Annotated in this window: 20 protein-coding genes and 1 pseudogene; 16 read left to right on the forward strand and 5 right to left on the reverse strand. The window is 34.2% G+C overall.

The genetic code is table 11. The annotated features are described in order from the left end of the window. Positions 1-284 precede the first annotated feature (284 nt). Complete coding sequence (argF, locus tag JMI89_RS04440; protein WP_220679421.1) at positions 285-1292, forward strand: ornithine carbamoyltransferase; 1008 nt, start codon at positions 285-287, stop codon at positions 1290-1292. A gap of 464 nt (positions 1293-1756) precedes the next feature. Here argF and hslO read toward each other — a convergent pair whose 3' ends face one another. From hslO to JMI89_RS04455, 3 genes are read right to left on the reverse strand one after another with little or no spacing between them, the layout of a single operon-like run. Next, positions 1757-2623 (reverse strand): Hsp33 family molecular chaperone HslO, encoded by an 867-nt coding sequence (gene hslO, locus JMI89_RS04445; RefSeq protein WP_343066761.1) that lies wholly within the window; start codon positions 2621-2623, stop codon positions 1757-1759. A 44-nt stretch (positions 2624-2667) separates the two neighbouring features. Further along, positions 2668-3060, reverse strand: coding sequence for a ribosome-associated heat shock protein Hsp15 (gene hslR, locus JMI89_RS04450; protein ID WP_187754343.1), 393 nt, complete (start codon positions 3058-3060; stop codon positions 2668-2670). A gap of 55 nt (positions 3061-3115) precedes the next feature. Beyond that, positions 3116-4750, reverse strand: a complete 1635-nt coding sequence (locus JMI89_RS04455) for a hypothetical protein (protein WP_220679422.1) — start codon at positions 4748-4750, stop codon at positions 3116-3118. Positions 4751-5038: 288 nt separating this feature from the next. On the opposite strand from JMI89_RS04455, the gene greA reads away from it, so the two are divergent. Then, on the forward strand, positions 5039-5515 hold the full coding sequence (gene greA / locus JMI89_RS04460; protein ID WP_187754345.1) for a transcription elongation factor GreA: 477 nt from the start codon (positions 5039-5041) through the stop codon (positions 5513-5515). A gap of 42 nt (positions 5516-5557) precedes the next feature. Here greA and yhbY read toward each other — a convergent pair whose 3' ends face one another. After that, complete coding sequence (gene yhbY / locus JMI89_RS04465) at positions 5558-5854, reverse strand: ribosome assembly RNA-binding protein YhbY (protein ID WP_220679423.1); 297 nt, start codon at positions 5852-5854, stop codon at positions 5558-5560. A 103-nt stretch (positions 5855-5957) separates the two neighbouring features. On the opposite strand from yhbY, the gene rlmE reads away from it, so the two are divergent. From rlmE to ispC, 5 genes are all read left to right on the forward strand, one after another. Continuing rightward, the gene (gene rlmE / locus JMI89_RS04470) at positions 5958-6584 is read left to right on the forward strand and encodes a 23S rRNA (uridine(2552)-2'-O)-methyltransferase RlmE (RefSeq protein WP_187754347.1); all 627 of its coding nucleotides are present in this window, start codon (positions 5958-5960) and stop codon (positions 6582-6584) included. Positions 6585-6662: 78 nt separating this feature from the next. Beyond that, the gene (gene ftsH, locus JMI89_RS04475) at positions 6663-8576 is read left to right on the forward strand and encodes an ATP-dependent zinc metalloprotease FtsH (RefSeq protein WP_220679424.1); all 1914 of its coding nucleotides are present in this window, start codon (positions 6663-6665) and stop codon (positions 8574-8576) included. 65 nt (positions 8577-8641) lie between these two features. Beyond that, positions 8642-9478, forward strand: coding sequence for a dihydropteroate synthase (gene folP / locus JMI89_RS04480; protein ID WP_220679425.1), 837 nt, complete (start codon positions 8642-8644; stop codon positions 9476-9478). Positions 9479-9594: 116 nt separating this feature from the next. Further along, complete coding sequence (gene glmM, locus JMI89_RS04485) at positions 9595-10932, forward strand: phosphoglucosamine mutase (RefSeq protein WP_220679426.1); 1338 nt, start codon at positions 9595-9597, stop codon at positions 10930-10932. 177 nt (positions 10933-11109) lie between these two features. Next, positions 11110-12318 carry a 1-deoxy-D-xylulose-5-phosphate reductoisomerase gene (ispC, locus tag JMI89_RS04490; protein ID WP_220679427.1) on the forward strand — a complete coding sequence of 403 codons (1209 nt, stop codon included), beginning with the start codon at positions 11110-11112 and terminating at the stop codon, positions 12316-12318. Positions 12319-12430: 112 nt separating this feature from the next. On the opposite strand, the gene tusB is transcribed toward ispC, so the two are convergent. Continuing rightward, entirely contained in the window at positions 12431-12703 is a 273-nt protein-coding gene (gene tusB, locus JMI89_RS04495; protein WP_187754351.1) for a sulfurtransferase complex subunit TusB, read from the reverse strand. Between the two features lie 82 nt (positions 12704-12785). Here tusB and tsaE point away from each other — a divergent pair, with 82 nt between their 5' ends. From tsaE to JMI89_RS04540, 9 genes and pseudogenes are all read left to right on the forward strand, one after another. Further along, a complete protein-coding gene (gene tsaE / locus JMI89_RS04500; protein ID WP_187754352.1) occupies positions 12786-13271 on the forward strand; it encodes a tRNA (adenosine(37)-N6)-threonylcarbamoyltransferase complex ATPase subunit type 1 TsaE in 486 nt (161 codons plus the stop codon). 82 nt (positions 13272-13353) lie between these two features. Next, positions 13354-14058: pseudogene (locus JMI89_RS04505) on the forward strand (N-acetylmuramoyl-L-alanine amidase); the annotation flags it as partial. Between the two features lie 8 nt (positions 14059-14066). Continuing rightward, positions 14067-16016, forward strand: coding sequence for a DNA mismatch repair endonuclease MutL (gene mutL / locus JMI89_RS04510; protein WP_220679428.1), 1950 nt, complete (start codon positions 14067-14069; stop codon positions 16014-16016). Between the two features lie 12 nt (positions 16017-16028). Beyond that, the gene (gene miaA, locus JMI89_RS04515) at positions 16029-16952 is read left to right on the forward strand and encodes a tRNA (adenosine(37)-N6)-dimethylallyltransferase MiaA (RefSeq protein WP_187754355.1); all 924 of its coding nucleotides are present in this window, start codon (positions 16029-16031) and stop codon (positions 16950-16952) included. A 423-nt stretch (positions 16953-17375) separates the two neighbouring features. Beyond that, positions 17376-17627: an RNA chaperone Hfq gene (gene hfq / locus JMI89_RS04520; protein WP_187754356.1), complete on the forward strand. Its 252-nt coding sequence runs from the start codon at positions 17376-17378 to the stop codon at positions 17625-17627. 28 nt (positions 17628-17655) lie between these two features. After that, positions 17656-18957, forward strand: coding sequence for a ribosome rescue GTPase HflX (hflX, locus tag JMI89_RS04525; RefSeq protein ID WP_220679429.1), 1302 nt, complete (start codon positions 17656-17658; stop codon positions 18955-18957). A 20-nt stretch (positions 18958-18977) separates the two neighbouring features. Further along, positions 18978-20189: an FtsH protease activity modulator HflK gene (gene hflK, locus JMI89_RS04530; RefSeq protein WP_220679430.1), complete on the forward strand. Its 1212-nt coding sequence runs from the start codon at positions 18978-18980 to the stop codon at positions 20187-20189. 14 nt (positions 20190-20203) lie between these two features. Further along, a complete protein-coding gene (gene hflC / locus JMI89_RS04535; RefSeq protein WP_187754359.1) occupies positions 20204-21184 on the forward strand; it encodes a protease modulator HflC in 981 nt (326 codons plus the stop codon). Positions 21185-21244: 60 nt separating this feature from the next. Further along, a complete protein-coding gene (locus JMI89_RS04540) occupies positions 21245-22543 on the forward strand; it encodes an adenylosuccinate synthase (RefSeq protein WP_187754360.1) in 1299 nt (432 codons plus the stop codon). Positions 22544-22768: the final 225 nt, after the last annotated feature.

Consider the following 22768-nt stretch of genomic DNA (forward strand, 5'->3'; position numbering starts at 1 on the left):
CTCTCTTATTGAATAATAAGTCATTATTTATGAATTTATATTCATTCTATTTTAGCTTGCAAAATGAGAATAGCAATATATTTATCATAAAATATTTGATCGTTATAATATAATTAATTATTGACAAAAATAGTCTAAAATTTGAGATCGGGATGAATGATACTCTAATATATAGTAAAAAATAGTACTTTAACTTGATATTGAATAATTATTCAAATAGAATTTTGCTAATTTTTGTCCGATATCGATTAATATAAATGATAAGTCAAATATAGGAGCAACATATGCATGGGTTTTATCAACGTCATTTTTTACGATTATTAGATTTTACACCAACTGAAATTTACACACTTATTGCTTTAGCTATCGATTTAAAACGCGCTAAACGGGAAGGAACAGAACAACAATATTTAGCAGGTAAAAATATTGCGCTGATATTTGAAAAAGATTCTACTCGAACTCGTTGTGCTTTTGAAGTAGGGGCGTTTGACCAAGGTGCTCGTGTTACTTATTTGGGACCAAATGGTAGTCAAATAGGTCATAAGGAATCTATTGCCGATACTGCAAGAGTACTAGGAAGAATGTATGATGGTATTGAATATCGTGGTCACGGGCAAGAAATTGTCGAAACATTAGCCAAATATGCTGGTGTTCCGGTGTGGAATGGGTTAACTAACGAAGCTCATCCAACGCAAATTATTGCTGATTTTATGACCATGCAAGAGCATATTGGTAACCGAAAATTAGAGAGTGTTAAATTTGCTTACTTGGGCGATGCTCGTAATAATATGGGTAATTCGTTAATGGAAGGCGCGGTATTAATGGGAATGGAAATTCGCTTAGTTGCACCGAAAGCTTGTCAACCCGATCAAAGTTTAGTTGAACAATGTCAAACGATTGCAGCCAAAACGGGGGCTAAAATTATTTTAACCGAAGACGTTGCTGAAGGCGTTAAAGGGGTTGATTTTCTTTATACTGACGTATGGGTATCAATGGGAGAGCCAAAAACAGTCTGGGATGAACGTGTAAAATTGTTGGCACCTTATCAAATCAATCAGAATGTCATACAGTTAACTCAAAACCCAAATGTTAAATTTATGCATTGTTTACCTGCGTTTCATGATATGAAGACAACGGTTGGTCAGCAAATGGCAGCTCAATATGGGTTAACTAATGGACTTGAAGTTACGGATGATGTATTTGAGTCACATTATAGTATTGTGTTTGATGAAGCGGAAAACCGTTTACATACCATCAAAGCGGTCATGGTTGCAACATTAAGTAAGGACTGATGATAAGGTCAAGTCACTATTTTTAAATAAGAACATTGGGTTCAATCATCTTATTGACGTTTTAACGATTGATTTAGTCAAATGAAAATTGATTCTTATAACAAATGCAAAGGAATCGTTGTTAATCGATTCCATTTTAAATATTATTTATCGCAAGATACTTAAAACCATCGTTTAGTTTACCTCACTTGATTTTGCTATATTTTGGGTATGCGCTAACAAATCAAGCTATGATGAAAGTTTTACAAGAAATGAAAGATTATTCGCTATGGTATTTTTTAAACTGACGTTTTTATCTTATTGATATAATTTCAAACCTATTTGAAAAAAATATAACTGATAATTAACTGTTATTGAAAGTGACTGGCAAAACTGAATATGAGTATCTTTCGAAAGTTATGTAACTATATGGAAAAATACTCATTTAAGTTAAATCACATTATGAATTGCTAAAATCAGATCTGTTAATGTTTAATGGTTCGTTGTTGATGACGAAGGTTTTCAACATCAATTTTATCAAAAATATAATGTGTACCACAATAATCACAATGCATATCAATTTTACCATCTTCTGCCAAAATTGTATCAACTTCTTCTTTTGGCAAAGTAACCAAGGTGTCTTCACAACGCTTTTTGGAACAACGGCATTTAAAAACGACATTTTGTGCATCAAAAAGCCGGACCTCTTCTTGATGATAGAGTCGAAATAGGATTTCTTCGGCAGGTAGACCAAAAAGTTCTTCAGGTTTTAAGGTTTCTGCTAAAGTTGATAAATGATCAAATGCATCATGTGTTTCGTCACTGGTAGGTAAAACTTGCAAAAGTAATCCAGCTGCAACAACTTGATTTTGATATATACCAGTTTTAATTAATAAACGAGTTGGTAATTGTTCAGATTGCTTAAAATAATTTTCAATACAGCCTGTAATGGTATCTGCTTCTAGTGCAACGATACCTTGATAACGTTCTCCGTGTTCCGGCATAATTGTGATCACAATATAACCATTGCCTACCATTTCTTTTAAAGAGGTACTCTCTATAATGCTACCATTCACTCTGGCAATACCACGCATTTGTTGCTCGCTGTTACCGTTAATAACGGCTAGACTTAATGGACCATCACCTTGTAATTGAACCGTAATATCACCTTTAAATTTTAATGTCGCGGTAAGTAAACTAGTGGCAACAAGTAACTCACCCAGTATGTTTTGTACTGCTAAAGGATAATCCTGAGTATTTAAAATATGTTGATAGGTTTCATTTAAATTAACCAACTCACCACGTACTGCGTGATTATCGAATAAAAAACGAGATAACTTATCATGTAAAATTGTTGGATTATGCGATTGTGTCATAGTAACTCCAAGTGAATAGATTATTCACCATATTTAAATTTAATTAAATTTCGACGTTCTTTTTTATCCGGCCGTCTATCCGGGTGGGGCATGGTTAAAGAACCAAGTTTACGTGCTTGGGCTATATTTTCACGTTTAATAATACTTTGTTGGGTTTCTTGATAAAGTCGTTGACTTTCACTCGCTGAACGACGCTGTTCACTTATGGCTAAAATGATGACTGTTTTTTCATCATGACCTTGTCTCAGTTTTAATTCAGCTCCGACTTCAACGATTTTTCCTGGCTTTGTTCTTTGTCCATTATAATGAACTTTACCCCCATCGACCATTTCTTTAGCAATCGAACGGGTTTTATAAAAACGTGCCGCCCAAAGCCACTTATCGAGCCGAGTTTGATAATGGTCGCCATTCATATTTTTTCCCTTGAAAGTTTATCTTTCATTAACAATAGTGCTTAAATTTAGTAAATCAATGGTCGAGCATTATATTTTTGCTAATTATGTAACGATCATTATCAATTATTAATACGCCATCTAAATTTAAAGGATACAATGTACCATTTAACTCAGTCGTAAATTTTTCCGATTCCAAAGGGTTTCTAACCATATGCCAGGCGGAGAGAATTTTACTATTTATCCCATGTGCATTAATCGTGAATGATTGTACTTCTTTTGTTGTTAAACATCCTTTTCCTTCTAAAAATCCACTTTCGACTAAACTACTAAATGTTAAATCAGTACAAATGGGTTTGAAGTTTAATATCAAGTCGGGCTTTTCTAATTTTACTCGATTTAAAATACCATTTTCCGCTTTAATTGACACCGTTCCAGTTAATTTAAGCGTATTAGCGTTAGACAGAATCTCAACATTTTTTCCAAAGGTTTCAAATGCATTAAATTGAAAAGGTAAAAACGGGTCAGTTGAAATAATTAAACTTGGCATTAAAGTAAATTGCTTAATCTTAATATGGGTAAAAAGTTCATTAAATCCATTAACTTTTGTTAATGAATTATACCAGTTATTCGGTAGTTCATAATGGATTCCAGAAGCAATCAGGGAATTAACGTTCAATATTTTATTTTGTATATTACCAGAAAAAGCAAAATTCCCTTTATTCCAGATAGCAATGGCTTTTTCTATAGTGAGCTGATTATCATTAGAATGCCATTGTAAAAGTGGGTTATCAAACTGTTGATCATATAATATTAAACTTTCGGCATTAAAGGTTAAATCAGATTTATCTATCTGCCAACCTTGATTGTAATTAAGGTGAGTAATCTCCAAATTACCTTTTTCAATAGTAACATCAGGTAATTTTAAGCTGCTATTTAAAATAGACAATTTTTTTATGGTTATTTTAGGTATATTCGTCAAGTATTTAGCTAATTGATTATCAAAATTATCCTGATAATTAAATTTATTAATTTTTAACTGATCAATTAATAAAGAATGATCGGCAAGTATACTTGCTTTCCCTATAATGGCACTTTGCGCAATATTACCACCAAAATTAATGAAATTGAGCTGACGATCAGTTTGGTTACCCTGGATAATCAATGAATCTAAATGCCAATTATTATAACTAGCTTTTTCAACGGTAAAATTGAACCGGCTATTAATGTCTTTATTTAAAAGCTGTGAATTCCAAGGTTCAACCCCACCATAGATATTAGTTAAGTTAATGTTTGTATTTTCAGTTGCATTTTCATAATTAATTGAAACATTTTTGAGTGATAATATCTGAGCGTCGAAATCATCTTGTATATTAGACGAAATGTGAATATCACCATTTTCAATAAATAGATAATTAAATGTATGATATTGGAATAAGTCGTTTGTGTTTAAACCAACAATTAATTTTTCAGCATCGAAATTATTTGCTTGAGTTTTACTTTGAATGCGAATATTTTCAAAGGTAATTTCATAAGGATGAGTAATGGAATGAGAAACTTTTCCAATCGAAAATTCATAATCGGGGATTAAATGAGATAATATTTGCCCTGCATATTTTGCCCCCCAAGTCGTTTGTAAGAAAAAATACGGTAAAATAATACCAAACCATAATAGGGCGATAAAACTAAAAAATTTTATACGATTAAACATATAGATATGATATAAATTATAATAATTGTTTTTTAGATAATAATTATTATACGCGATTTTTTTTGAGATAAAATTGATAGTTCATATTTAATTTAATTTAATTAAGTTATTGTTACTTTATGTAATATATTATTACTTGCCTTATCAAAAATACGCGCTAATATATTGATTAAAAGATTACATACAACACTCTCTTTTACAAGGGAGCGTTTTTTTATTGCTTATTGAAATTCAGCGATTGAATTTAAATTGATTTTATAAGGAATAAATATTAAAGGTGAGATTATTATGCAACAGATTCCAATGACAGTTAAAGGCGCCGAACTGTTACGAGCAGAACTTGAAGAATTAAAGAATATTAAACGACCACAAATTACTGCCGCTATTGCTGAAGCAAGGGCTCATGGCGATTTGAAAGAAAATGCAGAATATCATGCCGCACGTGAACAGCAAGGATTTTGTGAAGGTCGAATTCAAGAAATAGAAGGGAAATTGTCACAAGCACAAATTATTGATATAACTAAAATGAAAAATACTGGTCGAGTGATTTTTGGTGCAACAGTAACGGTGTTAAATATTGATAATGATGAAGAGATAACTTATCGTATCGTTGGTGATGATGAAGCTGACTTTAAACAAAATTTAATTTCTGTAAATTCACCCATTGCACGAGGGTTGATTGGTAAAGAAGTGGATGATACCGTTTCGATTAAAACGCCTGGCGGTGATGTGGAATTTGATATCTTAAAGGTTGATTATATTTAACAAAAAATGCCGCATCAAGCGGCATTTTTTTAAAACATTAAATTAGGCTTTTGGTAAATTGATTTTTTGTTCTTTACTTGGTTTAAATAGTGTGAGAATTGAACCGATGAGTTGGATTTGTGTTGCACCACTTTCACGAATAATAGCTTCACAAATTAATTTTTTTGTTTCACGATCTTCTGCTGAAACTTTTATTTTAATTAATTCGTGGTAAGTAAGGGCATTTTCAATTTCAGCCATTACGCCTTCGGTTAATCCGTTTGCTCCAATCATCACGAGAGGCTTGAGATGATGGGCTTCACCTTTTAAATATTGCTTCTGTTTATTCGATAAATTCATTTAATTTACTATCATTAAGGGTTGTATTTTTGATATTCTACCCTTATATAATACAGAAATTCAATGGTTATTCACCAATGTGAATATAAATTAAGGATTTAGCGTGAGTAATAAAAAACGATCAGCCAGCTCAACACGTTGGTTAAATGAGCATTTTAAAGATCGATTTGTCCAACAGGCACAGAAAAAAGGATTACGTTCTCGAGCCTGGTTTAAATTAGAAGAGATTCAAAATACTGATAAATTATTTAAAACTGGTATGACCGTAGTAGATTTAGGCGCAGCCCCTGGTGGATGGTCTCAATATGTTGCTAAAGTGATTGGCAATAAAGGCAGAATTATTGCTTGTGATTTATTACCTATGGATCCTATCGTAGGTGTTGACTTTTTACAAGGTGATTTCCGAGATGAAGCTGTATTAACAACTTTATTGGAAAGAGTCGGTGAAGAAAAGGTTAATGTGGTAATGTCTGATATGGCGCCGAATATGAGTGGACAGCCAGCAGTGGATATCCCTCGAGCTATGTATTTAGTTGAATTAGCATTAGATATGTGTCGTGATGTCTTGGCACCGAATGGTAGTTTTATTGTTAAAGTTTTTCAAGGAGAGGGTTTCGAACAATATTTGAAATCAATTCGAGAAATGTTTAGAGTGGTTAAAATTCGTAAACCAGAGGCATCTCGTGCTAGATCGCGAGAAGTTTACATTGTTGCATCAGGTAGAAAGTAGCCAGTTGTTTTTTTTTGTAGTACTATTGTGCTTTATTTTAATACTAGCATAATCCATTATTTTTGAGGGGTTTTTCTTTTGAACGACATGGTAAAAAATCTGCTAATTTGGGGTGTTATTGCTGTTGTATTAATTGCTGTTTTTAATCAATTTAATTTAATGTCAGGCAATACTCAAAGAGTGGATTATACAACATTTAATACGGATATTATTAGCGGTAAACTTAAAGAAGTTCATATTGATGGTAAAGAAATAAAGGCCATCACTAAAAATAATAACAGTTACGTGACTTATATTCCTTATCAAGATCCTAAATTAATGGATGTATTGAATGTTAATCACGTACCAACATTTGGTACACCAGCTGAAAAAAGTAATATATTTATTACCATATTAATTTCATGGTTTCCAATTATCCTGTTAATAGGTTTCTGGCTCTTCATGATGCGGCAAATGCAAGGTGGAGGCAGAGGTGGGCCGTTGTCGGTTGGAAAAAGTAAAGCAAAAATGCTTACCCCTGATCAAATCAAAACGAAATTTACTGATGTTGCCGGCAGTGAAGAAGCTAAGCAGGAAGTAACAGAAGTCGTTGATTTTTTACGTGATCCAAGTAAATATCAGAAATTAGGTGGTCGTATACCTAAAGGTATTTTAATGGTTGGACCACCAGGGACAGGGAAGACATTATTAGCCAAAGCGATTGCAGGTGAAGCTAACGTTCCGTTTTTTAGTTTATCTGGTTCAGATTTTGTGGAAATGTTCGTTGGTGTTGGCGCTTCACGAGTGCGAGATCTTTTTGAGCAAGCCCGTAAACATGCTCCGTGTATCATTTTTATAGATGAAATTGATGCGGTAGGCCGAAAACGCGGTGGCGGTTCAATGGGTGGGCATGATGAACGTGAACAAACATTGAATCAAATGCTAGTTGAAATGGATGGGTTTGAAGCAAATAGCGGAATTATCGTCATTGCTGCAACTAACCGTGTTGATATTCTTGATCGTGCTCTATTGCGACCAGGACGTTTTGATCGTCAGGTACAAATTGGTTTACCAGATATGAAAGGCCGGGAGCAAATTTTAGCCGTTCATGTTCGTAAAGTCCCTCTTGATAATAATGTTGATTTATCTATTTTAGCGCGTGGAACGCCCAACTATTCAGGTGCCGATCTTGCTAACCTAGTAAATGAAGCCGCATTATTTGCTGCTCGTCGTAACAAACGTCTAGTTAGTATGGATGATTTCGAAGACGCTAAAGATAAAATTAATATGGGAACGGAACGTCGTTCGTTATCAATGACGACAGAACAATTAACTAATACTGCGTATCATGAAGCTGGGCATGCGATTGTAGGTTATTTAGTACCAGAGCATGATCCATTGCATAAAGTGACCATTATTCCACGAGGTCGAGCATTAGGAGTTGCATTCTTTTTACCTGAAGGCGATCAAATAAGTAAAAGTCGCACGCAATTTGAATCAGAAATTTCAACAGCTTATGCAGGTAGAATCGCCGAAGGATTGATTTATGGCGAAGATAAAATTACATCAGGTGCATCAAGTGATATTCAGTATGCTTCAAGAATTGCACGAGCTATGGTGACAGAATGGGGCTTCTCTGAACGTTTACCACCGGTATTATTTGAGTATGAAGAATCGTCTTATGGACCGTTGAAAAAGATTTCTGATAGTACAGCTAAAATCATCGATGAGGAAGTTGATGCGATTATTCAGCGTAACTATAACCGAGCAAAACAGATTTTAGCTGATAATATTGATATTCTTCATGCAATGAAAGATGCATTGTTAAAATATGAAACAATTGGTATTAAACAAATTGACGAATTAATGCATCGTAAACCTGTGACACCACCAGATGATTGGACAGAGAAAGATGAACAAACCGCCAGGAAAACACTGAATGAAACAAATAGTGAATTGGCTGATTCAACTCATTCCACATCAAAGGATGATGAGTCAAAAGACGAAGACTAATTAATTTGATAATAGAAAACGCGCTCAAGCGCGTTTTTTTATAATTTATTTAAAGTGATAATGTTATGGAAATTAAATTTAATCAGCATACGATGGATCTAACGTTTCCTCATGTAATGGGAATATTGAACATGACACCAGACTCTTTTTCTGATGGAGGTCATTATAATACTATTGATGCAGCAATGCGTCGGGTAGATCAAATGGTGCAAGCAGGTGCTACTTTTATTGACGTGGGTGGTGAATCTACCCGACCAGGTGCAGCTGAAGTTTCAGTTGATCAAGAGCTAGATCGAGTCATCCCCATTGTTGAGAGAATTGCAACATATTATGATGTTTGGATTTCTGTTGATACCTCAAAACCGCAGGTTATGACTGAATCTGCAAAGGTCGGTGCTCACTTAATCAATGATATTAGGGCGTTAACAATGCCGGGTGCATTGGAAGCAGCGCAACAATCGGGACTACCTGTATGTTTGATGCACATGCAAGGTGATCCACAAACAATGCAACAAGCACCCTATTATGAAAATGATATTTATGAAGATGTTAATCAATTTTTTACTCAGCATATACAACGTTGTATTGAAGCTGGCATTGAGCGACAAAAAATTATTCTCGACCCAGGTTTTGGTTTTGGAAAAACTTTGCAACATAATTATCGTTTATTAGCAAAGTTGGCAGATTTTCATCATTTTGGTTTGCCAATTTTAGTCGGTATGTCTCGTAAATCAATGATTGGACAAGTACTTAATGTTCCTCCTTTAGAAAGAACGATTGGCAGTGTAACTTGTGCTGTTATTGCTGCTATGAATGGTGCACAAATACTTCGTGTCCATGATGTAAAAGAGACATTCGATGCGTTACGACTTGTTCAAGCAACACTAGCAGAGCAAGATTAATTCATTAATTTTTAGATTAAATTAATGAAAACAAGATTGCTAAAAAGACGTTGTTAATTTATTGTTATTAACTGTAATGAGTCGACTAAAGTATTATTTAACAAGGAGTGGTAGGAATGTCTGATAGAAAATATTTTGGTACGGATGGTATTCGTGGTAAAGTCGGAGAATATCCTATTACTCCCGATTTTGCTCTAAAATTAGGTTGGGCAGTAGGTCGTGTTTTAGCTAAAGATGGTGTAGGGAAAGTCTTAATTGGTAAAGATACCCGAATATCTGGTTATATGTTGGAATCTGCTTTAGAAGCAGGTTTTGCTTCTGCTGGTGTTGCTGCCGCTTTTACTGGACCGATGCCTACTCCGGCTATTGCTTATTTAACGCGTACTTTTCGTGCTGACGCAGGAGTTGTGATATCTGCATCTCATAATCCATTTTATGATAATGGTATTAAATTCTTTTCCACTGAAGGTAAAAAATTACCAGATGATATTGAAATATTAATCGAAGAAGAGCTCGAAAAAGCTCTGGTTTGTGTTGAGTCAGCAAATTTAGGACGAGCGAGTAGAATCACCGATGCTGCTGGGCGGTATATCGAATTTTGTAAAAGCTCATTTGATCATGAAATTAGTTTGGCCGGACTAAGAATTGTTGTCGATTGTGCTAATGGCGCGACTTATCATATTGCTCCCAATGTATTAAAAGAACTTGGTGCTGAAGTGATTAAGATTGGCTGTACTCCTGATGGTATGAATATTAACGAAAAATGTGGTGCAACGGATGTTAATGCTTTAATAGAAAAGGTTTTGGAAGAAAAAGCTGATGTAGGATTTGCACTTGATGGTGATGGAGATCGTATTATTATGGTTGATCATCAAGGTAATAAAATCGATGGTGATCAGATTATTTATATAATTGCACGTGAAGCACTCCGCAATGGTCAACTTAAAGGTGGTGTTGTTGGTACTCTAATGAGTAATATGGGACTGGAAATTGGTCTTAAAGAGCTAGGAATTCCTTTTGTGCGAGCTAAAGTTGGTGATCGCTATGTATTAGAAAAATTAGTCGAAAATAATTGGCGATTCGGTGCAGAAAATTCTGGACATGTTTTATTATTGGATAAAACGACTACTGGTGATGGTATAATTGCTGGCTTACAAGTTTTATCTGCTATGATTCGAAATAAAATGTCCTTGGCAGATTTAAGTTGTGGTATGAAGTTAATGCCACAAGTTCTAATGAATGTACGTATTACAACGGCTAACAATCCATTGAATCATCCACAAGTTGAAAATATTATTCAAGAAGTGGAAACCGCATTAGCTGATAAAGGGCGAGTATTGATACGTAAATCAGGGACAGAACCCTTAATTCGGGTTATGGTTGAAGGCCATGATAGTGATTTAGTGACCGATTATGCTCAACGCATTGTTGAAGTAATAAAAGCATGTCAATAAAATTTTATTTTTTTAAGAGTTATGGATTTTTCCGATTATAGTAAAACGAAATAATTTAGCTTTTTGATTAAATTAAGTTTATTTAATAATGTAAAATTATCTCTTTGCTTGTGATGGCGTTTTTAAATATCGTGAAGAACCATTCCGCAGCTACTAACGTTTGTTATTTTGAATAATATGAATGAAACAAAACCCAAAAAAATCGCCATTCTTGGATCAACAGGTTCTATCGGTTGTAGTACGCTATCGGTGATTCGTCATAATCCGACTTTATTTAAGGCTTATGTATTGGTTGGCGGTAAAAATGTATCAAAAATGTTGGAACAATGTGTTGAGTTTAAACCCAAATATGTAGCAATGGCTGATATCGCTGCAGCTAAAATACTACAACAATCTGTTAATGCCTTAAATCTTGATATTGAGATATTATCTGGTGAACGAGCCATTTGTGATTTAGTGCAAATACCTGAAGTTGATTATGTGATGGCGGCTATTGTTGGTGCAGCTGGGCTACGTTCAACTTTAGCCGCTATAGAAAAAGGTAAACGTATTTTATTAGCCAACAAAGAAGCATTGGTGACGTGCGGGCACTTATTTATGCGAGCAGTAAAACACTATCAAGCTCAATTATTACCGGTAGACAGTGAACACAACGCTATCTATCAATGTCTACCTGCTTCGATTCAACATCAATTGGGGTTTGCATCATTAGCTCAGTTTGGTATTAATAAAATTGTATTGACCGGTTCAGGTGGCCCTTTTCGTGACCGAGATATTGCTACGTTAAAACAGGTGACCCCTCAGCAAGCTACTGCTCATCCTAATTGGTCTATGGGACCAAAAATTTCGGTCGATTCCGCAACTATGATGAATAAAGGATTAGAATACATTGAAGCTCGTTGGTTGTTTAATGCTAGTCAACATGAAATGGAAATTATCATTCATCCACAATCAATTATCCATTCAATGGTGCGTTATTATGATGGTAGTGTGGTTGCTCAGTTAGGTAATCCAGATATGTGTACTCCTATTGCTTATGCGATGTCTTATCCAGAGCGGATTTATTCTGGCGTACCATCTTTAGATTTTATGAAATTATCACAACTTACTTTCAAAGAGCCTGATTTTAATCGTTATCCGTGCTTAAAATTAGCAATTGAAGCATCCCTATCAGGTCAAGCAGCGACCACTACTTTGAATGCTGCTAATGAAATTGCCGTAGCAGCATTTCTAGCGGAAAAAATTGGATTTGTAGATATTGCAGCAACAGTAGCGCAAGTACTTAATCAATTAACATTTACTGAACCTCAATCTATTGATGAAGTATTTATGATTGATGACTGGGCTCGTAAACTTTGCCGTGAAATTATTAAAAACAAATATTAACAACGATAATTGACCTTTCATCAAGGTTAATAGTATAAAAGATATCCGATAGATTGCAATTGGCCAACAATAAAATTTGTGTAAATGTAATCAACAAGAATTGGATTATACGTTACCATGCCAATTGTGGAGAATGCTGTACGGTTAATTGAACCACATCAGCCATCTCAATGATTACTACCTGTTGATCAATGAGTGATATTAATCCACGAGCGAGTATATCATTACTTAATGCATAACAATATGGTGTGATAGAAAGAATTTGCTTTAATATTACACTATTTTTTAATGCTAGAATGACGCCATCTTGCCAGAATAAAACAACATCATTGGGTAAAATCAAATTGGTGTTAACTGTTGTTTTTGCGATGGTATGTAGTGTCATAGTTTGGCTAAAAAGTTAAACATTTCCTAAATGGATACTATTCTTCTATAATAACAATTAAGAGTCCAATAGAGAATGTAAAATGTCACCAATAATACGATTAAATGAAGAACAAGATACCCTTAATTTAGGTAAACAACTTGCATTAGGCTGTTTGGATTATTTAAACCACCATAATGGACCAATTATTATTTATTTAGAAGGTACTTTAGGGGCAGGTAAAACGACATTGAGCCGAGGCTTTTTACAAACTCTTGGTCATAAAGGAAATGTGAAAAGCCCTACTTATACGCTTGTTGAGCCTTATGATTTTAATGATTTTTCAGTCTATCATTTTGATTTATATCGTTTGGTAGATCCAGAAGAATTAGAATTTATGGGGATAAGAGACTATTTTGCTAAACGATGTATATGTTTAGTTGAATGGCCAAGTCAAGCGATAGAGATTTTACCTGATGCTGATATTAAAATTCAACTAAGTTATGAAAATCTTGCTCGAAATGTGATTATTGATGCTTTATCTGATAAAGGTCAATCAATAATTGCTCATAAAATTGTGGATGATTAGAAAGTTAGATTAAACTATGAATAAAGTTATCAAAAAGCTATTATTGTTTTTTATCACATTAATGATGTGCTGTTCGGTTTATGCCAAAGTGGTTGTAGCAATTGACGCAGGGCATGGAGGAAAAGATTCGGGTGCAGTAGGGCAACAACAGCTTTATGAAAAAACGGTAACTCTTTCCATTGCCAAAAAACTCAAAGCATTAATTGATAAAGACCCGCAGATAAGCGCTATTTTGACCCGTAATAATGATTCATTTATTTCAGTGTTTCAACGGTCAGAAATTGCACGAAATCACAAAGCTGATTTATTGATTTCTATACATGCTGATGCCGCGCCGAATCGTCGTGCGAAAGGCGCTTCGATCTGGGTACTATCAACTAAACGTGCCGATACTGAATTGGGTCGCTGGTTAGAAAAGCATGAGAAACAGTCTGAGTTATTAGGTGGTGCTGGTGATGCTTTATCCGGCGATAAAAACCATCCTTTTTTAAGCCAGGCAATTCTTGATTTACAATTTTCAAATTCACAACTTGTCGGATATAGTTTGGCATGTGAAATTTTAAAAGAGATGAATAAAGTGGTAGCAATTCATAAACAAGAACCTGAACATGCAAGTTTAGGCGTTTTGCGATCACCTGATATTCCTTCTGTACTAGTTGAAGTGGGATTTATTTCTAATCTCAGTGAAGAGAAATTATTAAAAAGTTCAGCTCATCAGGACAAAATCGCTCAAGCAATTTATAAAGGTCTTAAAAACTATATCAAGAAAAATCCTATCAATAAGGAAAAGCATTAATGGCTATTCAAATTCTACCGGCAGAACTGGCAAACCAAATTGCTGCGGGGGAAGTTGTTGAACGCCCAGCTTCGATTATTAAAGAACTTATTGAAAATAGTATTGATGCTGGAGCAAATCAGATAGATATTGATATTGAGCAGGGTGGCTGTAAATTAATTCGAGTGAGAGATAATGGATCAGGCATAGCTAAAGAGGAATTAGCCTTAGCATTAGCAAGACATGCAACCAGTAAAATTAGTTGTCTTGATGATTTAGAAGCCATAATGAGTTTAGGTTTTAGAGGCGAAGCATTAGCCAGTATTAGTTCAGTTTCGCGACTTACATTAATTTCTAAACCAGAATCACAAGCTGATGCTTGGCTAGTTTATGCTGAAGGTCGTGATATGTTACCTGTTATCAAACCGACGGCTCATCCAAAGGGTACAACTATTGAAGTTTTAGATATTTTTTATAATACGCCGGCCAGAAGACGATTTTTAAAAACAGAAAAAACCGAATTCTCTCATATTGACGAAGTTGTGCGTCGAATTGCTTTAGCGTATCCTAATGTTATTTTTAATCTCCAACATAATGGTAAATTCGTTAAGCAGTATCGTGTTACTCAATCGCCAGATCAGATCGAAAAACGCGTTGCTACGATATGCGGTACCACCTTTATGCAAAAGGCGATTAAATTATCTTGGCAACATGATGATCTTTGCATAAACGGTTGGATTGCTACGAATATAGGTCAAGAACCATTACAATATTTTTATGTTAATGGACGAGTTGTTAAAGACAGACTCCTTAATCATGCCTTAAAACAGGCTTTTCAAGAGACAAATAAGTCTTTATTAACATCAACTGATCACACATTAAGTTATATTATTTATTTGCAATTAGATCCTCATCAGGTCGATGTGAATGTCCATCCGGCTAAACATGAAGTGAGATTTCATGAAGCAAGATTAGTTCATGATTTTGTTTATCAGGCAATGGTCATGGCTTTAAAACAAGAAAAACAAAGAACATTAGAGCCAACAGCAAAGGTAGATTCATCATCTGAATCAGCAGAAGAGGTGAATGCCCATGTAAATTATAAATGTGATACTCGTAGCGCTGCTGGGCAAAGTATTTTTGATAAAACATCCCCACATAATGAATCGATAATCCTAAATAATCAGAATGTTGATTATAATCATTTAGTACAGCCAAAAAAATTTTCGCATATAAATGAAAATAAAATTTACGGGCAGTTAATTCAACAAACGCCAGCGACATATCGAAGTAGCAAAAAACCAGTCTCTCCAGAACAACAAGCTATTATTGAATCGCTGTTTCCAAAACATAGTGAACCATTGCGTTTACTAAAAAATGAAACTAATGTTGCGTTAGCAACTCAATTAGGACGAGTTTTAACCATTATCAATAATGAATTTGCTTTGTTGGAAAAAAACCATGAGCAACAACAAACGATTAGTCTATTATCCTTAAAAAAAGCTCAGCATCTACTCTTTAAAGTTTCTCTTTCAGCTAATAATACGGCGTTAGAGATTGAACAATTATTAATTCCGTTATCGATATTGTTAACTACAAAAGAACAACAGATTATTAAACAGTTTCAACCTAAATTAGAAAAATTTGGCTTTCAATTTCATTTTGAGAATGCAAAACTACAATTGATTTCGGTACCAAAATTAATGCGTAAAGCAAATTGGCAGCAGTTGTTACCAGATTTAATTTATTTTTTATCAGCGCAACTTGCTTTAATTAATCAAGAACAATCAATAATCGACTGGTTAATTGAACATCATTTTCAAAAGGAAGAACAATGCCAAACAATTTGGAATATTCCTAAGGCCATTCAAATTTTAACTGAATTGGAACAATTAGATTATCAATTACATAATTTGTCTGAAATTATTCAGCCAGTTGATTTTTCTCCCACTATCATGCTATTCAATTAGTTTTTTTGTATTATGAATAAACCGCAAATTTTGACTCTGATGGGTCCGACTGCTTCTGGAAAAACCGCATTAGCTATGGCTCTTTGCGAGGATTTTCCTATTGATATTATTAGTGTAGATTCCGCTTTAATCTATCGGGGGATGGACATTGGCAGCGCCAAACCCACGCAAGAAGAATTAAAAAAGTATCCTCATAAACTGATTAATATAAAAGATCCTAGTGAAAGCTATTCTGCAGCAGAATTTCGTGAAGATGCTATTACGGAAATCAATAAATCACTAGCTAAAGGCAGAATACCGCTTTTAATCGGTGGCACAATGCTTTATTTTAAAGCTTTATTAGATGGTTTATCACCTTTACCACCTGCTGATGAGGTGATTAGAAAGCAAATAGAAGAAAAGGCCAACCACTATGGTTGGCAATCAATTCATCAAGAATTGGTTAAAGTTGATCCTATTTCTGCAGCACGAATTCATCCTAATGATCCACAACGCCTAAATCGAGCACTTGAAGTCTATTTAATAACCGGTAAGACATTGACTGAATTGACGGAAGACAAAGGTCAAAACTTGCCATTTAATGTTTTGCAATGTGCAATAGCGTGTGATGATCGAAAATTACTACACGAGCGAATCGAACGTCGTTTTTTAAAAATGCTGGAACAAGGTTTTGCCGAAGAAGTTAAATATTTGATGCTTCGTAAAGATTTACATCTTGATTTACCGTCAATGCGTTGTGTTGGTTATCGACAAATGTGGCAATATTTATCAGGTGATATCAATTATGACGAAATGGTTTATCAAGGAATATGTGCTACACGGCAATTGGCCAAAAGACAAATTACTTGGTTAAGAGGATGGAAACATCAGATTAATTGGTTGAATAGTGATGATTATCAAACCTTTAATAGGTTAATAAATGAACAATTTATATAAGTTTAAGTACTTATTAACGTAAACTTAGCCTAAATAATTTACACTAAATTAGCATTGTTTATCATTATTTTAACGGAAAATATTTATAAAATAATGTATTGTATTTTTATAGTTTAAATATTTAAAAAAAAATATATTTATTTTTTAAAAATTTTATATGTCTATATCTAATTTGAATAAATTGTTGTTATTCGCAATATTATTTTTTTGATATAAATCAATATTTAATGAAAAACTAATAAATTATTTTATAATATTTATACGAAATAAGATAAATTTTAGTTTTTTCTGAGAAATTTTTAGATCAAGTGTTTAAGATTCTATTTTTTTATGATAATTTGGATCACACAAAAGCTCAGAAATAGCTAATTGAGTTTTTGAAACAATTTTAGTTTCTCATTAGTAACAAAAAAGGAAAATTACATGTCAAAAGGGCAATCTCTACAAGATCCTTATTTGAATTTATTGCGCCGTGAACACATTCCGGTTTCAATTTATTTAGTTAATGGTATTAAATTACAAGGACAAATCGAATCGTTTGATCAGTTTGTTATCTTGTTGAAAAATACGGTTAGTCAGATGGTATACAAACATGCTATATCCACTGTCGTACCATCACGACCGATTTCTAATTCACTTATACAGTCAAATGAAGCAAGTGAAAATTCAGATTAACTTGTTATCCTAATTCAGGTACACATAGTTGTTTGAACGATATAAAGGTGGTGAAAAAGCCCTACTTGTCCATGTGTTTTTTCCTCATGAAAATGATATCGAGGATTTAAAAGAGTTTGAGGTTCTTGTATCCTCAGCTCAAATCCAAATTCTCGATATCATCACCACGTCTCGCAAATCTCCGCAAATTAAATATTTTATTGGTGAAGGCAAAGCTCTAGAAATTGCTGATTTAGTTAGGCAATACGAGGCATCAGTTATTTTAATTAATCATTCTTTGACACCAACACAAGCAAGAAATTTAGAAAATTTATGTGAATGTCGTGTTGTCGATAGAACGGGTTTAATATTAGATATCTTTGCGCAAAGAGCGCGAACTCATGAAGGCAAACTACAAGTTGAGCTAGCTCAATTACAATATATTTCTACTCGTTTGGTAAGAGGGTGGACACATCTTGAACGACAAAAAGGGGGAATTGGTCTTAGAGGACCTGGAGAAACACAATTAGAAACGGATAGACGCTTAATTAAACATCGCATTCACCTGATTCTGAGTCGCCTTGCAAAAGTCGAAAAACAACGTTCTCAAAATCGTCAAGCTAGAGTTAAAGCCGATCTCTCAACTTTATCTCTTGTTGGTTATACTAATGCAGGTAAATCAACACTATTTAATGCATTAACTGATTCGGATGTTTTTACTGCCGATCAACTTTTTGCGACCTTAGATCCAACACTTAGGCGTATTAAGGTTAAAGATGTAGGTGATGTGGTATTAGCCGATACAGTTGGGTTTATCCGTCATTTACCTCATGACTTAGTTGCTGCTTTTAAAGCAACCTTACTTGAAACTAAAGAGTCTGATTTGTTGTTACATGTTATTGATGCTGCTGATGATAACCTTATCGATAATATTCATGCAGTTGATGATGTGTTAGCCGAAATCGATGCCCATGAAATCCCCACTTTGCTGATAATGAACAAAATTGATTTATTGGATGGAAAAGAAGCATCAATAGATCGCGATAGAAATGGGGTACCATTTCGTGTTTGGCTTTCTGCACAAAATAAGGTAGGATTAGATCTATTATTAATTGCATTAAAAGAGCGATTAGGTAAGCAGATATACACTTGCCAAATTAATTTACCGGTTTATCTAAGTCGGTTACGTAGTCGTTTTTATGAATTAAATGCTATAGTGCATGAGAAAGTTAATAAAGATGGGAGTTTTTGTTTAAATATTAGAATACCATTAATTGAATGGAACCGACTATGTAAACAACAACCTGATTTATTATACTTAATTAATAATCAACCCAAAAATAGACAATAGTTAGACGGAGCAAATAATATATGGCGTGGAATCAGCCCGGCAATAACGGACAAGATAATGATCCATGGGGTAATAATAACAATCGAAAAAAAACAAATAACATCATTGATGATTTTCTAGATAAACTGAATAAACTACTAAAAAAAGGGATGTCAAACAACGGTCATTCTGGAGATGTCAAGGCTCCATTTAATCTCTCAATGTTATTTGGTACGATATTAATTGTGATTATAGCACTTTGGTTTATTAGTGGTTTTTATACAGTAAATCAGAGTCAACGAGGTGTAATTACTCGTTTTGGTAAAGTTCAGCCTGAGATAATACAGCCTGGTCTAAATTGGAAACCGTCTTTAATTGATAAATATTATTTGGTTGATACGCAAGGCACTCGAAATTTTAACGTGCATGGTTTTATGATTACCGCTGGTGAAAACTTAGTATTCGTAGAAATGAATGTCCAATATCGAATTGTCAATCCAATTAAATATCTATTCAATGTAAAATCGGTAGAAGATAGTCTTCGACAAGCTGCTGATAGCGCATTACGCACGGAAGTAAGTAGTTTTAATATGGACGCTATTTTAACTGATGGACGTGCAGAAATAGAATTTCGAACTAAACAACAATTAGTTGATACAATATCAAACTATGATATGGGAATTACAATAGTTGATTTGAATTTCCAATCAGCTCGACCACCTGAAGAAGTACAAGAATCTTATAATGATGCTAATCGCGCGCGAGAAGATCTCGAAAGAGAAATCAAAAAAGCAGAGGCAGACAAAGTACAAACAGTTCAAGAAGCAGAAGGACGAGCAGCCAAGATTCTTGCCGACGCTAATGCGTATCGTGTTAAGGTGGAATTGGAAGCTGAAGGAGATGTAGCGCGTTTTAACAAGCTATTACCAGAATATAAAAACGCACCAGAAATCACTAAAGCTCGGTTATATTTAGAAACAATGGAGCGAGTATTAGGTAATACCAATAAAGTATTGGTGAACGATAAAAGTGGTAATTTATTCGTTTTACCGTTAGAACAAATGTTAAAGGCCCGAAATAATAATAGTGAAATGAAAAACGATCAATATAATTCAAATAGTGCTATTGATAATCATATTAATGCCAGTTCCCCGTTAAATTCAACGATGACACAGTCTACCCAAAATTCGTCATCCACTGATAACACGAATAACATTCGTAGTGTTAGTACAGCTACCCGAACAGGACGATAAGGAGAAATAAGATAATGCGCAAAATTATAATTCCTATCGTTATCATTTTAATTGGTATACTATTTTCATCTGTTTATGTTGTTGAAGAAGGTACTCGTGGTATCGTACTACGCTTTAACAAAATTATTGCCTTATCAGAACCTGGATTACATTTTAAATTACCTGGTGTTGATAATGTCCGGATTGTTGATGCCAAAATTCAGACTACTGGTAGTTCCAATAATGGTGTCGAACAAAAGTTTATAAACAGAGAAAAAAATTACCTTATAGTTGATTACTTTGTGCAGTGGAAAATTACTAATTTCAATCGCTATTATGAAACTATTGCCGGTGGTAACAGTATCGAAGATTTATTAATGGCTAGACTCAATGGGCGTTTACGAGCAGAAATTGGTAAACTAGATATTAATGATATTATTAACGATTCAAATGCTGAAACTAAATCGCGTAATTCATTAATGTTAAGAGTGAAAGATGCTTTAAATGGGAAACAGCAAAAAAATAAGGATATTGAAGGTGTTTCAAGTGATTATCAAGTGAATCAATCGCAAATTGATGCCGAAAATATCACGAGTATGAGAGCATTTGGTATTGAAGTTATTGATGTTCGCATCAAACAAATAGATTTTCCTGCTGCAGTATCTAAATCTATTTATGATAGAATGAGCGAAGAACGAAAAGTTTTTGCGCGTGATAAGCGATTCCAAGGTTATAAAAAAGCAGAAGAAATTCGAGCACAATCTAAATTAACAGCCACAAAAATTCTATCTGAGGCTGAAAAACAGGCGCGAACAATACGTGGTGAAGGTGATGCCAATGCTGCAAGAATTTATGCTGAAGCGTTTAGTAAAGATTTGGAATTTTATAACTTTATTCGTAGTTTAAAAGCTTATGAGGAAAGTTTCAAAGGAAATGATATTATGGTTATTAGCCCAGATAGTGAGTTTTTTAACTATATGAAATTGGATACAAATATCAAATCTGATAGAAAATAATTGTTGCTAAAATCTTTTTAGCAGTAGGATATTAATTTTAATAAAAATGAGTATGTAAACATGAGTGATAATGTTGTTGTATTGGGAACACAATGGGGTGACGAAGGTAAAGGCAAAGTTGTTGATTTATTGACTGAAAAAGCAAAATATGTCGTTCGCTATCAAGGTGGGCATAATGCAGGTCATACGTTGGTTATCAATGGAGAAAAAACTGTTTTACATCTCATTCCATCTGGGATTTTACGATCAAATGTGATTAGTATTATTGCTAATGGTGTGGTGCTATCTCCAGAAGCACTTATGAAAGAAATGCAAGAGCTTGAAAGTAAAGGTATACCAGTTAAAGAAAGATTGTTGATTTCTGAAGCTTGTCCGTTAATCTTACCTTATCATGTTGCTTTGGACCATGCGAGAGAAAAAGCGAGAGGAGCAAAAGCAATTGGAACTACTGGACGTGGTATTGGTCCAGCTTATGAAGATAAAGTTGCTCGTCGAGGGCTGCGCGTGGGTGATTTAAACGATCGTCAACTCTTTGCTGAAAAATTGAAAGAAATTATGGAGTATCATAATTTTCAATTAGTTAACTATTATAAGACAGATGCTGTAAGTTACGAAAAAGTGCTTAATGATATATTAGCTGTAGCAGATATCTTGTTAGCAATGGTCGCTGATGTCCCAACATTGTTAGAATTAGCACGCAAAAATGGCGAAAAAATCATGTTTGAAGGTGCACAAGGAACTTTACTTGATATTGACCACGGTACTTATCCTTATGTGACATCTTCAAATACTACTGCCGGTGGCGTTGCTACTGGATCTGGTTTTGGACCTCGATATGTTGGCTATGTTTTAGGAATTGTAAAAGCTTATAGTACCCGTGTTGGTGCAGGTCCATTTCCTACTGAATTATTTGATGATGTTGGCGAATATCTATGTAAGCAGGGAAATGAATTTGGTGCGACAACAGGGCGTCGACGTCGTACTGGTTGGTTAGATATTGTAGCGATTCGTAAAGCAATTCAACTAAATTCTGTTTCAGGCTTTTGTTTAACTAAACTTGATGTACTTGATGGGTTGAAAGAAGTCAAAATCTGTGTCGGTTATAAACTACCTAACGGTGATATCATTCAAGTTGCACCATCATCAGCGGAAGAAATGGGTATTGTAACGCCTGTTTACGAAACACTTCCTGGCTGGTGCGAATCGACATTTGGCATAAAATCTTTTGGTGATTTGCCACAAGCGGCTAAAAATTACATCAAACGTATCGAGGAATTAACAGAAACACCAATTGATATTATTTCTACTGGACCAGATCGTTTAGAAACAATGATTTTACGTGATCCATTTGAAGTATAAAAAACGACAATAAATAAAAAAATGGCATTTTTATAAGATGCCTTTTTATTTTAAATTAGCAAAAAAGACTCAATGTGATTGCATTTTAATCATAAATGACTAGTATTGAACAAACAATAATCAACTGATAAAAAAAGATCGAAATAGTAGTTGAAGAAAGCGAAAAGATCGTTATAATGCGCATCCACTGATTGATTGAGAGCGACGAAAGGAATTCTGATTCAA

Source organism: Frischella sp. Ac48 (assembly GCF_019641635.1).
In the GTDB taxonomy this organism is placed as follows: Bacteria; Pseudomonadota; Gammaproteobacteria; order Enterobacterales; family Orbaceae; genus Frischella; species Frischella japonica.

Bases quoted from the DNA above. Each gene is read 5' to 3' on its own strand.
- mutL (WP_220679428.1), top strand. From the start codon at position 14,067: ATGGCTATTCAAATTCTACCGGCAGAACTGGCAAACCAAATTGCTGCG.
- JMI89_RS04540 (WP_187754360.1), top strand. From the start codon at position 21,245: ATGAGTGATAATGTTGTTGTATTGGGAACACAATGGGGTGACGAAGGT.
- hslR (WP_187754343.1), bottom strand. From the start codon at position 3,060: ATGAATGGCGACCATTATCAAACTCGGCTCGATAAGTGGCTTTGGGCG.
- hfq (WP_187754356.1), top strand. From the start codon at position 17,376: ATGTCAAAAGGGCAATCTCTACAAGATCCTTATTTGAATTTATTGCGC.
- tusB (WP_187754351.1), bottom strand. From the start codon at position 12,703: ATGACACTACATACCATCGCAAAAACAACAGTTAACACCAATTTGATT.
- folP (WP_220679425.1), top strand. From the start codon at position 8,642: ATGGAAATTAAATTTAATCAGCATACGATGGATCTAACGTTTCCTCAT.
- miaA (WP_187754355.1), top strand. From the start codon at position 16,029: ATGAATAAACCGCAAATTTTGACTCTGATGGGTCCGACTGCTTCTGGA.
- argF (WP_220679421.1), top strand. From the start codon at position 285: ATGCATGGGTTTTATCAACGTCATTTTTTACGATTATTAGATTTTACA.
- yhbY (WP_220679423.1), bottom strand. From the start codon at position 5,854: ATGAATTTATCGAATAAACAGAAGCAATATTTAAAAGGTGAAGCCCAT.
- ispC (WP_220679427.1), top strand. From the start codon at position 11,110: ATGAATGAAACAAAACCCAAAAAAATCGCCATTCTTGGATCAACAGGT.
- glmM (WP_220679426.1), top strand. From the start codon at position 9,595: ATGTCTGATAGAAAATATTTTGGTACGGATGGTATTCGTGGTAAAGTC.
- hflK (WP_220679430.1), top strand. From the start codon at position 18,978: ATGGCGTGGAATCAGCCCGGCAATAACGGACAAGATAATGATCCATGG.
- greA (WP_187754345.1), top strand. From the start codon at position 5,039: ATGCAACAGATTCCAATGACAGTTAAAGGCGCCGAACTGTTACGAGCA.
- hflC (WP_187754359.1), top strand. From the start codon at position 20,204: ATGCGCAAAATTATAATTCCTATCGTTATCATTTTAATTGGTATACTA.
- tsaE (WP_187754352.1), top strand. From the start codon at position 12,786: ATGTCACCAATAATACGATTAAATGAAGAACAAGATACCCTTAATTTA.
- JMI89_RS04455 (WP_220679422.1), bottom strand. From the start codon at position 4,750: ATGTTTAATCGTATAAAATTTTTTAGTTTTATCGCCCTATTATGGTTT.